Here is a 14904-nt window from a genome sequence, read left to right on the forward strand (position 1 = left end):
AATGACGAAAGCAGATATCGTAGCGAAAATTTCAGAGAAACTTGGTCTTGAAAAAGGAGATGTTCAAGCAACAGTAGAAACTTTTATGGAAGAAGTTAAAACTTCACTAGAGACTGGAGATAATGTTTACCTAAGAGGTTTCGGTAGTTTTATTGTAAAAACTAGAGCTGAAAAAACTGGTAGAAACATTTCTAAAAACACCACTATCAAAATTCCAGCACACAACATTCCTGCTTTTAAACCTGCAAAAGTATTTGTAGAAGGGGTTAAAACAAACAACGAAGCTAAATAACATTATTAATTAATCATAAAATCGACACGATATGCCAAGTGGTAAAAAAAGAAAGAGACATAAGGTAGCTACTCACAAAAGAAAAAAAAGAGCGAGAGCTAACCGTCACAAGAAGAAAAAGTAGTTTTAAACTACTTTTTTCTTTTTAAACGTTCATTGAAATTTGGGAAAGTTCAAAAATTCCAAAAGATAAAATCCAAAATCCAAAAAAAGAGAAGTCAGTACAGATTTCAATTGGAATTCGGAATTTGAAAATTTGAGATTTAACTTTTCCCTCCCGGGTTTAATACCTGTTAAAAAATATTGTTTAATCCATCTGTAGATAAGATTTTAGATTTCAGATTTGAGATTTTAGATTTTTCTTTAAAGTCTATACTCTTTTCTCTTTACTCTATTTTCTGAAAAAACAGATAAAAATTTACAGTGTGAATAAAGAATTAATCATTAGATCTAGTTCTGATGCCGTAGATTTTGCCTTATTAAAAGATGGAAAACTAATTGAATTACACAAAGAAGAAGAGAAAAGCAATTTTCAGGTTGGTGATATTTTTATTGCCAAAATACGAAAACCAGTTGCCGGACTTAACGCTGCTTTTGTAAATGTAGGCTTCGAAAAAGATGCTTTTTTACATTATCATGATTTAGGGCCTAACTTAGCTTCCCAACTGAAATTCATAAAACTTGTAAGCGCAGGTAAAATAAAAGATTTCTCCCTAAAAACCTTTCAGTTTGAAAAAGAGATTGACAAAGATGGCATCATTACTGATATTTTAAGTGCCAATCAATCTGTTTTAGTACAAGTTGTAAAAGAACCTATATCTACCAAAGGTCCAAGAATAAGCGCTGAGCTTTCATTGGCAGGAAGATTTATTGTTCTCGTTCCGTTTTCTGACCGTGTTTCTATTTCACAAAAAATAGAAGACAAAAAGGAAAAGGATCGTCTAAAAAAACTTGTATTATCGATCAAACCTAAAGGATTTGGTGTTATTGTTCGTACAGTAGCCGAAGGCAAAAACGTAGCCGAATTAGAAAAAGATTTGCAGAACCTGCTTGGCAGATGGTCTGCAATGTGTAAAAAATTACCAACTGCTCATCATCCCTCAAAAGTATTAGGAGAGCTTAACAGAGCCTCTTCAATATTAAGAGACGTATTTAATGATACCTTCAGCGGTATTCAGATAGATGATGAAGAGTTGTACCACCAAACAAAGGAATACTTGCAAGAAATTGCACCTTCCAAACAATCGATTGTTAAGTTTTATCAATCAAATGACACTCCAATTTTTGAGAAATACAATATAGAAAGACAAATCAAAACTTCATTTGGAAGAACGGTCTCCATGAGCAAAGGCGCTTATTTGATAATCGAACATACAGAAGCGCTGCACGTCATTGACGTAAACAGCGGAAATCGTTCGAATAAAGCGACGAATCAGGAAGATACCGCCATGGAAGTGAATATGATTGCCGCCGCTGAAATTGCCAGACAACTTCGTTTGCGTGATATGGGCGGAATAATCGTAGTTGATTTTATTGATATGTCTAATCCTGAAAACAGGAAGGTCCTGTTCGACTTCTTGCGAGAAGAAATGAGCGACGATAAAGCAAAGCATAAAATCTTACCACCGAGTAAATTTGGGCTAGTCCAGATTACAAGACAACGCGTAAGACCAGAAGTTAACATTAAAACCAGAGAAGAGGATCCAAACAATGAGAATGGTGAAATTGAAGCACCAATTTTAATCATTGATAAAATCACTTCTGACCTGGAAAGAATTTTAAAAACCCACAATAAGGTTGTACTAAACACACATCCGTTTGTGGCTGCATACCTCAGTAAAGGTTTTCCATCCTTACGTTCAAAATGGTTTTTTGAACATAAGAAATGGGTGAAAATCATACCTCGTGACGCTTACACGTACTTAGAATACCATTTCTATGACAAAAAAGGAAATGTTATTTCAGAATAAACAAAAACCGCTTCTCGAAAGATTAGCGGTTTTTTTATGCCTTTTTTTTTGCTTTTTTTTGCCACAGATTTCACAGATTCAAAGGATTATTCCTTAGTTTGTAAAAAAATAATTCGTGCAATTCGCGGCCAACTCTTAAACTCGATACGATAACTATTCTCTAATAACCTCAACTCTTCTGTTAATTTCATTACCGGATTCATCGACAACTGTTATGTAATGAAAGCCTGCGCTCATCATAATTGGTTTTTCATGAAATACCTTGGTGACACCTTTATAAACGTGATCGACGTACCAAAACAGTTGTTTTTCTCTCTGCGAATAGGCTACTTTAAAAATCACGGGCTGTACTTCACTGTTAAAGTTCTTCGTTAAATAGATTTTACTGTTGGCTTTTGGATAAATAAAGTCCATAGAAGCCGTTTGTGTACCGACACAATTTTCTTTGAAAGGCGGCAACGGAACATACTCTATATGCTTGCTTTTATAATACCAGGCCATAACTGGCGGCAATACAAACCAGTTTTTGGTCATCATTTTATCGACACTTTCACAACTGCTGTTTACCTGAAATTGTTCGCTTTGATCTAAATGAATTATTTTATGATATGGACAAACGGTCGTTGTTTTTCCTTTTTTTGCTACCAATTGCTTAATTTTTGGACAGCCTTCCTTGGCCAAATGTCCGCTTAAACGACAAACTTCTACTTCATTTAAATCTTCATAAGGAATTCCGAACCATCTTTGTCTTGGAAGCAAATTGAATACATCAAACAAAATAGGTGCAGCGCTTGTAACTCCGGTCAGCGTTGGCCTACCCTCTCCTGTTGCGTTTCCGACCCAAACTCCTACAACATATCTGGAATTTGTTCCAATGGCCCAAGCATCACGATTACCGAAACTCGTTCCTGTTTTCCAGGCGATTTTAAGCGAACTGTCGTAAAACTTCCACGCCTCATCTCCTTCCGGTCTGTTTACCTCTTCCATGGCATTGTACGTCAACCAAATTGATCCTGCGCCTATTGTATTCTTCTGCTCACTTTCTGATCCGAAATCAGACTTAAAATCGCTGTCGTAATTTAATTCTGTAAACTCATTGGTTCTGTACTTTCCGTGGCTTTTATTAAAATAATTTACTGTTGAAGATAAATTGGAATAGGTTCGGCACAAATCCCATAAATTACTTTCGGCGCCTCCCAAAATAAGAGACAGACCATAATGATCCGGAGATTTATTGATGTCTTTTAATTTAAACTTTTGCAGTTCTTCATAAAACTTATTCACTCCAAAATCCTGCAGCATCAAAACTGCCGGAATATTTAAAGAACGGGACAAGGCTCTGTGTGCCGGAACAGCGCCATCGAAAGTCAAATTAAAATTCTGCGGCGTATAACCTGCAATCTGAGTAGGAATATCGGCAACTAAAGTATTCGGCAACAGCTCTCCATCGTCCAGCATGGCAGCATACAACAACGGTTTAAGAATACTTCCTGTACTTCTTGGTGCTGCAATAATATCAACATCTTTTTGATGGTCACGGTCTGTTGGCGAATTCCCGACATAACTGATTACATTTCTATCCTGAACATCAATCACCAAAATCGCTAGGTTATTGACTTCATTTTGCCTGTATTGATTGTAATAATATTTAGCAATCTGATTTACCCTGTTTTGCAACGCAACATCGACAGTTGTTCTAACTCGCGTTCCTTCTGCATTCTTTGCCACTCGCTGCAATAAATGCGGGGCAATTTGAGGCAGATTATACGGTTTTTGAGGCAAAGGTTCCTCAATAGAAAGTTCGTAGGTCTGTTTGTCAATACTGCCCTCTTTATGCAGCTTTAACAAGAGTCGATTACGTTTCTCTAATAACTTGATCTGGTTTTTTCCGGGATAAATCAAACTCGGAGCATTTGGCAAAACCGCCAAAGTTGCACTCTCCGCCCATGATAATTGACTGGATTGCACTCCAAAATAACGCCAGGAGGCCATTTCGAGTCCAACGACATTCCCTCCAAAGGGAGCGTGTGCGGCATACAATTCGAGAATTTCGTTTTTAGAATATCCTAATTCCAATCTGGTTGCGAGAATAACTTCTATTACTTTTTCAAAATAGGTTCTCTTTTTTCCTTTTCGGGACAATCGGATCACTTGCTGTGTAAGCGTACTTCCTCCACGAACTACTTTTCCCGCTTTCCTATTCTGCTTAATTGCGTTCACCATCGCAACCGGATTAAATCCGGGATGCTTGTAGAAATACTCGTCTTCAAAATAAACGATACATTTTTTAAACTTATCCGGAACACTGTCCTGAGCAGGAAAACGCCATTGCCCGTCACGAGCAATTTTAGCGCCTAGTAATTCTCCCTCTTTACTTTCTATAATAGTAGAATAAGGTTCTTTAAACAAAGTCCCGGGTAGCGAAAAATAATAAATCACCAACAGCAAAAATGCTACTAGTGATTTAATTTTATTTCTTTTTATCCAATTTATAGTGCGCTGAAAAAGCGCTTTTAATTTATTTTTCAACTTTACGGTTTTAATATTCTAACCATTTTATATAAAAAAAAATAAACCTGACAGGTTTTAGAAACCTGTCAGATTTAAAAAAATTATTTTACGACTGCTACCCAAAATCCTTTTGTTCTGGCGAGGAACGTATGATCGTACATCGCTTCGCATTGTAAGCCCGGTAAATAATAGCTTCCTAAATAAGAAGCATTCAATAAAATTTTGAATTTTTTAGTTTCTCCGGCTTTTAAACCAAAATAGAAATTAGTCCTGTCATCACGAATATCGATATAATCAGCTACATTATTTGTTGCTTCGCCATAATCGGTAAAACGGGTGTTTACAATCTCAAATCCTGATGGTAGAATCTGCGACAAAGCTACATTCTGCACATATTCATTTTTCTGATTTTTAATTGTCACCTCGGCAACAAATTCTGTTCCCTGTGTAATTCTGGAAACATCAATTACGCCGCCCTTTCTGTTTTTGAAAACTATTCCGGCAGAAAGATTCGTCTGAACCGGGTTTTCCTGACCAATTGGAAGAATTCCCGTATTGAGCACACGAACGTAAATCGTATTCTTTTTATTGTTTCTTAAAGTAATACTGTTTGTTCCGGATTTCACCACTAAACTTCTGTCAGCGACTGTTTTAGCTGTTTTTATTTGTTGTGCTTTTCCATCCTTGCTAAGCTGAATATCAATTCCTTTTGGACCATTATTCAGCGAGAATTTAGACATTGCATACAAACAATAGGCGGTGGTCTGCGTACTCATCCATTGATCACTTGCCATATTTTTGGCCAGCTTTCTTGCCATTAGGAAAGCATTCTCTTTCTGATTTAATAACAATAAAGTTTCCAGTGCCATAGCTCTGTTTCTGTCGCCTGAACCATAATAGTAATAGTTGTAACCATCTGAACTATCGTCAATTTTACTGTGCAGCAAGAGTGTTAATCCGGCGCTTTTCTGACCTGCCAAAACATAAGCTGCGGCCAATCGCAATTTACTTTCGTTTGAAACTCCGGTTGTTTCGCGTAACCTGTTCATAGAAGACAAATCAGGAGAACCTGCCAAGGCCAATGTATACAAACGATACGCCTGCGCCAGATCATTGCCGTAACGTTGTTCAAAACGCCATTTTTTAGCTTCTTTTTGTTGATATGAAATCCATTTTGATTTAAAATTAATTGGTAAAACATAACCTTTTTTCTCTGCTTCAATTATAAAATGTCCGGCATAAGAAGTTCCCCAATCGTCTGCAATTGTATTTCCCTGCCAGTACGAAAGTCCTCCGTTTGCCAATTGAAAACTTCCTAATCTAATAATTCCTGCCGCTACATTTTTCTGAATAAGTTGCTGACGCGTTGCATCAATGTCTGCAACATCATTTAAAAATAATTGCGGAAAAACAGAAGATGTAGTTTGTTCTACACAACCGTGCGGATATTGAATCAGGTATTGCAATCTTCCGTTCAGATTAATTGTTGGCATTGAGGAAACCTCCAGTTTGGCTTTATTGCTTCCTGAAACTCCAAAGGTTTTCCAGGTAATCGTTCTGGAACTGTTTGGCAGCAAAATCACATCGGTATACGTATTGGTTACCGGATTCGGATTTGTCATATCAATCTCTACATCATAGGATGATTTTTCTTTCCCTGAAGTAGCAACAATCTGCACTTTTGCAATTCCGGTCTGATTTCCTACTGCCAAATTAAAATACGCCATTTTTTCATCAGGCTGCGCAAAGGCTACATTTTGAACGGTACTTCCTACCACCTGCAACCCATTGCTGGTTTTAATCTGAACTCTTACGTTTTTGATATTTCTCTCTGTCGCAAAAACGGTAACCGGAATAGTTACTTTTTCTGATGGCGAGATTTTTCGTGGCAACGAAGCCAATACCATCAACGGACTGCGAACCGGAGTTGCTTTTTCTACACTTCCGTACGCACTTGTTTCCGCATCACCCGCCACAACCATCGTTCGTACTGAACCAATGTATTTTGGCAACTTAACCTGATGTGTTTTGGTCTGTCCTTTTTCTAATTTAAATGGGCCTAGATAAATTACAACTGGTTTAAAACGATTGGCTTTTTTAGCTTTTCCACCACCTAAATCCTGGTCCCCACCGATACTAAAAATCTGATTTACTTTTCCGCCATAAGCACCAATTACATCATCGTATACGTCCCAGGTTTTTACCCCCAAAGCTTCGCGCACATAGAAACTATCCCATGCATTTGGTGTTTTAAATCGGGTTAGATCTAATAAACCTTCGTCTACAATAGCAATCGTATAGGTCATTGCTTTACCGGATTTCTCACTTACTTTTACAGGAAATGATTGTTCGGGTTTTAAAACGTCGGGCATTGTAAGTGCCGGCTCTAATTTTGTATTTTTATCTACAACACCAATCGGAACAATTCCGTACATACGAATCGGAGAATCATTTTTGGTCGAGGCATGAGGCTGCAAAAGTGTAATATTAAAATAAACATTGGGTGCCATTGCTGATGTGATCGGCACTTCTACTTTTGTTTCTCCTTTTTTAGTTTTCACCCAAAGCGTTTGTACCACTCTTGAACCATTTTCGATAGAGACCAAAGCACGTCCACCCTCACTTGAAGGGAAAGAAATCTGTGCCTTCTCCCCTACGGCATACTCTTTTTTGTCGGTAGAAAACACCAGCATATTAGCTGTTGAAGCATCTGTATTTCTAGTTTTCCCGGACCAGATTGGCCAATCGATGTTTACTGTTAAGGCAGCAGCGTGCCCTCCGGTTTCATCTGAAACCCGAATCATATAACGTCCCCATTCTTCATCTGTTAAAGCAAATTGTATACTTGCTTTACCACTTGAATTTGTGCTTACCTTAAATGTTTTATAAGAAGTTGTTGCTTCTGAAGAGTTGTAATTTGACAAATTATCACTTGAAGCATCCCACCACCAGCGCCATTCTACTTTATAAACTTTTATTTCCAGATCTCTAACAGCTTTTGGTCTTCCGTTTTCGTCGACCGTCACTATATCGAAACGATTGTTTGTTCTCGTCTCAAGCATTCCGTATCGATTTACTTCCGGTGCTTTCACTCCCACATAAGTTTTATATGGAGAATAGGTGGTAGCCATCGCATCCATACTAAAATCCCCGCCCTCTTCATAAACTTTAGTAATAAATGAAGCTCGTAACATTCCCGGAGCCTGACCTTGCAATTTCGGATCAATACTTACCGACGCTCTTCCGTTGGCGTCTAATTTTCCTGAAAATATATTTACTTCTTCGGTGCTGAATCGGCGCACTAAGTCATCAAAAGTATATTGATCATATCCTTTAAAAGTGGTTTTCTGCTCTGAGAATTTAGCTTGCATTTCTACATTCAAATTCTTGGCGATTGCACCATGTAGCCAGGTCACCTCCAGATTACTTGAATTCGGATAGGACGAAGACAATATCGCTCTTTGGAAACTGTTTTTAATTTTTAAACGATTTGGTTTTATCGTTTCAATTTTGATGTTTTTGTAATATTTGGCTCCACCAACACTCACCGTTGCTTCCCAGCTTCCTGTTGGTGCATCGGGATCTGTTGGTACAATAAAAGCATAATGATTTAACTCATTTGATTTCTGAACGGTTTGGTAGGTTACTTTTCCATTTGGATCTGTTAATCTGAATTTTATCGGATGCGCTTTTGGCAGTTTATTAGCAGCATCATTGAGTATGAAGGATAAATACAGATTATCTCCGGGACGCCAAACGCCACGCTCTCCGTAAATAAACCCTTTCAGCCCTTTTTGAAGTGTTTCTCCTCCTACATCAAAATTACTTACTGATAATGAATTTCCGTCGTCAAGCTTTACATAAGTCGATTGATCTCCCAATGTAACAATAGCAAAATAAGCAAATCTATCGATTTGGAAAGACGCAATCCCTTCGCTGCTAGTGGCAGTTGTAGCAATTTTTTGCTGTTGAAAGTTGTACAGATCTACTCTTGCGTTCGAAACCGGCTCTGTTGTAATGATATTGTTTACGACAAACAAATACGATTTATTCTCTCCTCTTTTGGCTATTACTCCCAAATCGGAAGCCAGAATATTGGTTGCAATTTTGGCATTGTAATAATACGATCCGGTACAAGGGTCCTGACTTTCTCTCCACTCATAATCGTCGTAGTAATAATCATCGTATGAATTTCCGCTGTAATTCACATCCTTTTCATCGCTCTCCTCTTCGTCTTCTGTATCGGCTGTATCGGCTTCGGAAGTTTCACATTTGTACAAAGAATATTTCTTTTTATACGAGAATTCTACTCTGTAAATAGCACCCGGTTCGGGTTTAATGATCTTCGATAAATCTAAGGCAAAAGTGTTCCATTTACTCAAATTAACCAAAGTGTTTTCTTTGAGATTTATCGTCGTTTTGGCAACAGGCTGAGAAACTCGTTTTAAGTTTTGTGCCCCGTTTAATTCATTATTTTGAAGAAATTGCAGAATGTTGTTTTTGTAAATTTTATACACTTTTACATCTACAGCACTCAGATTTGCCGTTTCAAAATTCAGTTTTAGATTATTAGAACTTGGTAAAATTGTTCCGTTTTTTACAAATCGTACGTTTGGTTTTATCTGGTCAAAAGAGATTTTCTGAGAATAACTCTCCTCCATTTTCTTGCCGTACTGACTTTCTATTCCCTGAAAAACTTCTAATAACAATTCACCCGTTATATTTTGCTCAGGAGCTGATTCTTCTACCACCTCCGGCTCCTCTTCTACGACAGCCGAAGCGCTATCTACAGCCACTGCAGCACTATCTACTGCAACACTTGCTGAATCTACAACTGCGACCGGTTCCTCTACAACAACTTCATGAACGACTTCCGGTGCCGCTTTTTCATTACTAAAATATACCTTCAATACATTTCCTTGTGTTGAAAATTTTAGATTTTTAGTGTTTTGAATGGCTACCAGACCCGCAAAATCCTGTCCTTTTTCCAAAGGCTCCGAAAAATTAATCGAAACCGATTGATTGTTCTCATCCGGAATTTCAACCTTTATAACTTTGAATTCATTTATCCCCGCTATCGGAAAATCTATTTTTCCTTTCTGATCAATATCAAAATCGCTTCCGTCGTATGCAATTTCAAGTTCACTTGCTTCTGAAAAACGTTGAATACTGTCTATAACAAATTTGAATTCTTTACCTGATTTTACAGTGTTATCGAACTTAATTTTGAGCTCATTTCCTTTTTGATTGGCTTCCACCAACTTTTTAGCGGTCTCAAGATCAATATCATCTGCAGTTTTCAATACACAATTCAGATATTGATATTCTTTGCTGTGCGACTGAATGTCCAGCGTATTTATCGTAAAATCCTGTTTAATGGTTTTAACGGTGAAGTTAAATTTAGAAAGTTCCTTCTCCTCTTCCTTAGGCAATGTAATTAGTTTATCGAGGTTTAAAGTGACCTGATATTCTGTTCCCGGGTTTAATTTTTTCTCAGGGATAAAAGCAATTGTATTGCTCGAAAGCGCTACAACTTTACCTCTTACACTTGGTGAAATATCAAACAAATCATCGTCTAATTCCTCATTAACCTTCCATTCTTTTTTATCGAAAGCTAAAACCACACGTATGTCAGACTGCGATGGAACAATTCCACCCGTAAAACTGGTAATGTACGCTTTGAACAATGAAAAATCAGAATTGAAATCGGCAGCTGATTTTCTGCCACACGCCTGAAGAATAAAAAACACAAGAAATACGTAAACTAATCTTTTTGCCTTCACTTGAAATAGAATTAATGGTTAGAAATGTAAGATTCTATATAATGTAATAACGTTTCCCACAGTTTAAAGTATAATCGGAGAAATCTTAATTATATTATAGTAAATGTAGCATATTTTTATCTTACAATTAAACAGAAAATTCATTATAACTTATGATTTTCTTTATAGAGTATGCCTAAGACTTTAGCTGTATAACTGTTGTGAAGACAAATGCGGATGGACGCAGATTCTTTTTAAAGAGCATGCTCAAAAAAGCTTTAGCTTTAATTATTTCAGCTGTAAATAAAGTTTATTAAAATCAAGACCATTTCATTTAACACTTCAAAAATTAATCCGCGTCCTTCCGCATCTTCGCGATAGCGAATCCGTTTTATCCGCGTCCTAAGACGCAAAGTGCTCATTGGATCGTGTTATTTTCTTCTTGTCACGAAAAAGCGTTTCATTAGATCTGCCGCTTCATTGGCCATAACTCCTGAAACTACCGTTGTTTTTGGATGTAATTTTGTTCCCATTGTCATAAAACCACGTTGTTCATCACGAGCTCCGAACACAATTTTTGAAATCTGACTCCAATACAAAGCACCCGCGCACATCTGACAAGGCTCTAATGTCACATACAAAGTACAGTCTTTTAAATATTTGCCGCCTAAAAAGTTTGCTGCTGCAGTGATGGCCTGCATTTCGGCATGGGCCGTAACATCGTTTAACAACTCGGTTAAATTATGGCTTCTTGCTATAACTTTGTCTGCTACAACAATTATGGCTCCAACGGGTATTTCGCCTTTATCAAAAGCCATTTCTGCCTCTTGTAAAGCTTTTTTCATGAAATATTCGTCGGTAAAAGGGTTTATCATAGGTTTTTTTATACTATAAAGTAAATTATATAATCCGTTTTCAAAAACTAGAATTTATAATTTTTAGGATTTTGGGAAGTCGAAAAAACATCAAGGATATAAATCCTGTTTTTTTCAATTCTATAAACTATTTAAAAATTCCATTTAGGAAAAAATCTAATATCCTCTCTATTTAAAAGTGGTTCCATTGGATTCTTTTCTGGAAACAAACCTAGCTTTTCACCTAAGTCAAATAACGTTTCTGCAACTAAATTAGCATTATGTGGACTTTTGGAATAAATATAATTATAACTATTTCGAATAGACTCTATCGCATTCGGTGACCATACAACAGGTTTCATTTTTTTATTATCCTTCTTTTAGCCTCATCGGTCGTATAACCTGTTTCACCTGCATCAGAAAGCTTCATAATTTCATTCAAATGACTTTCATACTCTTTTACCGTTAAAGGCTCTCCGCCAGTAGAATAAGTATAAACTTCATTATTCAATAAATCTTCAATTTGATTCAGCAATTGTACATTCTCAGTATCCAGAATTCTGTGTACAATATTTCTACGTTGCGCCTCTACATTCATACTATTCAGATTTACTTCAAAGTTATAAAATATTCGTCGGTAAAAGGGTTTATCATAAAGCAAAAATACATTTTTACTTCTTATTTTTATTACATTTAGGCTTTTGAAATTTAAATAATGGAAACAAAATACAAACTCTCAATTCCGGAACCCTGTCATGAAAACTGGGACAAAATGACTCCAAAAGACAACGGTCGGTTTTGTTTGAGTTGTGCTAAAACTGTGGTTGATTTTTCAAAAATGCAACCTGAAGAAATTCAGCACTATTTTATTTCAAACCAAGGAAAAAGTATTTGCGGAAGATTTAAAAAATCACAGATTGACAATATAATTATTCAAATTCCGAGTCGTGTTTTATACTCGCAGACCAATTATCACAAAATGTTTTTATTAGTATTGTTTATTGTTATGGGAACAACCTTGTTTAGCTGTACCGATAAAAATGGAAATAAACAAAAAATTGATACCGTAGAAGTTGTAGATAAAACTTCAACTGAAGAGAATTTAAAAATTGGAAAAGCACTTAAAAATGATACCATAAATCCTCCACCTCCATCAAAAATAGATCGGGTCAAATTTAAAAAACCAATTGTACGAAAGGAGGACTTAAAACCAATGAACGAAAACGAAATACCAAAAATAATCCAAGAAGAGGACACTCCTATCTATAGCGGAATGATAGCTTTTGAAACACTACCTGAATATCCTGGCGGAATACAGAATCTTAAAAAATGGATCCAAAGCAAATATGTATTTTCTAAAAATTCAGGCGCACAAAATGACACAATTAAAGCTTCATTTGTAATCGAAAGAGATGGAAGTCTTTCGACAATAAAAGTATTACAAAGTACTGAAAACGAATCAGAAGAAAAACTCACTCAAATTTTACAAACAGCTCAGAAATGGAAGCCCGGCACGCAAAATGGAAAAACAATAAGAACATTATCCTTTATCACACTATTTGTGAAAACAGATACCGTAAAAAAATCATTTTTCAGAACTAAATTAATTTCAAAAATAGATTCTATAGCAATTAAGTCATAAGCTGTTTTAATGAACACTATTTTAATTTTAAAACCGTAAATTTGTTTTTTATAGAAAAATGAAAAGCAATTTACTCTCCAACATAAACAATCCGGCCGATTTACGTTTACTTGACGAAACTCAATTACCACAATTGGCTAAAGAATTACGTGATTTTATCATTGATATTGTCTCGGTAAAAGAAGGACATTTGGGTGCCAGTTTAGGAGTTATTGAACTTACAATTGCTTTGCACTATGTTTTTAACACACCCGAAGATTTATTGGTTTGGGATGTTGGACATCAGGCCTACGGACACAAAATCCTTACCGAAAGAAAAGAAAACTTTGATACCAACAGACAGCTTGGCGGTATTTCTGGTTTTCCTAAAAGAAGCGAGAGTATATATGACACTTTCGGTGTAGGGCATTCCTCTACTTCTATTTCTGCCGCATTGGGAATGGCCATTGCTTCTAACCTAAAGGGCGAAATCAACAAACAGCATATTGCCGTAATTGGTGATGCGTCTATCGCCTCAGGAATGGCTTTTGAAGGTTTAAATCACGCCGGAGTAACAGACGCTAACTTACTGGTAATCCTAAATGATAATGCGATCGGGATTGACCCCAGTGTTGGTGCTCTTAAACAATATCTTACCGCAGTAAAAGAGGGAAAAAATCCGAAGAAGAACAACATGATTAAGTCTCTGAATTTTGATTATTCAGGCCCAATCGATGGTCATGATTTAATCGGACTGATAAAAGAGCTCAATCGTTTAAAGAAAATAAAAGGTCCAAAATTCCTTCACATAGTCACCACAAAAGGCAAAGGCCTACAGCAGGCCGAAGAGAATCAGGTCAAGTATCATGCGCCTGGAAAATTTGACGCTTCTACGGGAGAAATTCATTTAAAATCGGAAGAAAATCAGCCTCCTAAATACCAAGATGTTTTTGGCTTAACAATTCTGGATTTAGCCAAAAAGAATCCAAAAATTATCGGCATCACACCGGCGATGCCATCAGGAAGTTCTCTGAAGTTTATGATGGATGAAATTCCGGAGCGTGCTTTTGATGTTGGAATTGCAGAACAACATGCTGTAACCCTTGCAGCCGGAATGGCCACGCAGGGAATGATCGTGTATTGCAATATCTACTCGACTTTTTTACAACGGGCTTATGATCAGGTGATTCATGATGTGGCTTTACAAAATTTGCCTGTGATCTTTTGTTTAGACCGAGCCGGTTTAGTTGGCGAAGACGGAGCGACGCATCACGGCGTTTTTGACATTGCTTATCTGCGATCGATTCCGAACCTGATTGTCTATGCACCAATTAACGAAATTGCATTGCAGAACATTCTTTATACCGCACAGTTGGGGCTGAATCATCCAATTGCCATTCGATATCCGAGAGGAAAAGGAGTTTTACCAAATTGGAAAGTAGAAAATTTCGGACAGTATGAAAGTATTGCAATCGGCACCGCAAATTGCCTCAAAAAAGGAACAAAAACAGCTGTACTTTCGACCGGAACTATTGGTAATAATGTAAGCGCAGCATTAAATGAATGTTCTAATGCCGATGAAATTGCACACTATGATTTTCCATTCATTAAACCACTAGACAATACCCTATTGCTAGAGATATTCAACACTTTCAACACTATTTTCACAATTGAAGACGGTACCATAAACGGTGGTTTCGGAAGTGCCATTTTGGAGTTTGCGGCAGCAAATAATTTCAATACTACAGTAAAAATAGTAGGTATCCCTGACACATTTATCGAACACGGAACCGTCCTTGAGTTGCAACAATTGTGTAAAATTGACGTTAAAAATTTAACAAAACTTTTTTCAAATCATTGAAAAGAATTATTTTGCGAAGCCAAAAAAACCAAA

The 14904-nt window shown here is 36.7% G+C and carries 9 protein-coding genes; 4 read left to right on the forward strand and 5 right to left on the reverse strand.

Annotated features, from left to right (window positions below):
* The first annotated feature begins 1 nt into the window (after position 1).
* Complete coding sequence (locus G3A47_RS04710; RefSeq protein WP_007805026.1) at positions 2-292, forward strand: HU family DNA-binding protein; 291 nt, start codon at positions 2-4, stop codon at positions 290-292.
* A 425-nt stretch (positions 293-717) separates the two neighbouring features.
* Entirely contained in the window at positions 718-2262 is a 1545-nt protein-coding gene (locus G3A47_RS04715; protein ID WP_166920876.1) for an Rne/Rng family ribonuclease, read from the forward strand.
* A 153-nt stretch (positions 2263-2415) separates the two neighbouring features.
* Here G3A47_RS04715 and pbpC read toward each other — a convergent pair whose 3' ends face one another.
* The 5 genes from pbpC to G3A47_RS04740 all read right to left on the reverse strand — a co-directional run bounded on the left by pbpC (position 2416) and on the right by G3A47_RS04740 (position 11987).
* Positions 2416-4791 carry a penicillin-binding protein 1C gene (pbpC, locus tag G3A47_RS04720; RefSeq protein WP_166920878.1) on the reverse strand — a complete coding sequence of 792 codons (2376 nt, stop codon included), beginning with the start codon at positions 4789-4791 and terminating at the stop codon, positions 2416-2418.
* A gap of 83 nt (positions 4792-4874) precedes the next feature.
* Positions 4875-10556 (reverse strand): alpha-2-macroglobulin family protein, encoded by a 5682-nt coding sequence (locus G3A47_RS04725; protein WP_166920880.1) that lies wholly within the window; start codon positions 10554-10556, stop codon positions 4875-4877.
* Between the two features lie 410 nt (positions 10557-10966).
* Complete coding sequence (locus tag G3A47_RS04730; protein WP_166920882.1) at positions 10967-11410, reverse strand: nucleoside deaminase; 444 nt, start codon at positions 11408-11410, stop codon at positions 10967-10969.
* A gap of 131 nt (positions 11411-11541) precedes the next feature.
* On the reverse strand, positions 11542-11751 hold the full coding sequence (locus tag G3A47_RS04735; RefSeq protein WP_166920884.1) for a type II toxin-antitoxin system RelE/ParE family toxin: 210 nt from the start codon (positions 11749-11751) through the stop codon (positions 11542-11544).
* On the reverse strand, positions 11748-11987 hold the full coding sequence (locus tag G3A47_RS04740; protein ID WP_166920886.1) for a hypothetical protein: 240 nt from the start codon (positions 11985-11987) through the stop codon (positions 11748-11750). The genes G3A47_RS04735 and G3A47_RS04740 overlap by 4 nt, the downstream gene beginning before the upstream one ends.
* A gap of 117 nt (positions 11988-12104) precedes the next feature.
* Here G3A47_RS04740 and G3A47_RS04745 point away from each other — a divergent pair, with 117 nt between their 5' ends.
* Complete coding sequence (locus tag G3A47_RS04745; protein WP_166920888.1) at positions 12105-13031, forward strand: energy transducer TonB; 927 nt, start codon at positions 12105-12107, stop codon at positions 13029-13031.
* A 58-nt stretch (positions 13032-13089) separates the two neighbouring features.
* The gene (locus G3A47_RS04750) at positions 13090-14871 is read left to right on the forward strand and encodes a 1-deoxy-D-xylulose-5-phosphate synthase (protein WP_166920890.1); all 1782 of its coding nucleotides are present in this window, start codon (positions 13090-13092) and stop codon (positions 14869-14871) included.
* Positions 14872-14904: the final 33 nt, after the last annotated feature.

The sequence above is a fragment of the Flavobacterium poyangense genome (assembly GCF_011751075.1).
Classification (GTDB): domain Bacteria; phylum Bacteroidota; class Bacteroidia; order Flavobacteriales; family Flavobacteriaceae; genus Flavobacterium; species Flavobacterium poyangense.

Excerpts from the sequence above, each read along its gene's own strand:
- G3A47_RS04710 (WP_007805026.1), top strand. The coding sequence starts at position 2 with ATGACGAAAGCAGATATCGTAGCGAAAATTTCAGAGAAACTTGGTCTT.
- G3A47_RS04730 (WP_166920882.1), bottom strand. The coding sequence starts at position 11,410 with ATGATAAACCCTTTTACCGACGAATATTTCATGAAAAAAGCTTTACAA.
- G3A47_RS04735 (WP_166920884.1), bottom strand. The coding sequence starts at position 11,751 with ATGAAACCTGTTGTATGGTCACCGAATGCGATAGAGTCTATTCGAAAT.
- G3A47_RS04740 (WP_166920886.1), bottom strand. The coding sequence starts at position 11,987 with ATGAATGTAGAGGCGCAACGTAGAAATATTGTACACAGAATTCTGGAT.
- G3A47_RS04745 (WP_166920888.1), top strand. The coding sequence starts at position 12,105 with ATGGAAACAAAATACAAACTCTCAATTCCGGAACCCTGTCATGAAAAC.
- G3A47_RS04750 (WP_166920890.1), top strand. The coding sequence starts at position 13,090 with ATGAAAAGCAATTTACTCTCCAACATAAACAATCCGGCCGATTTACGT.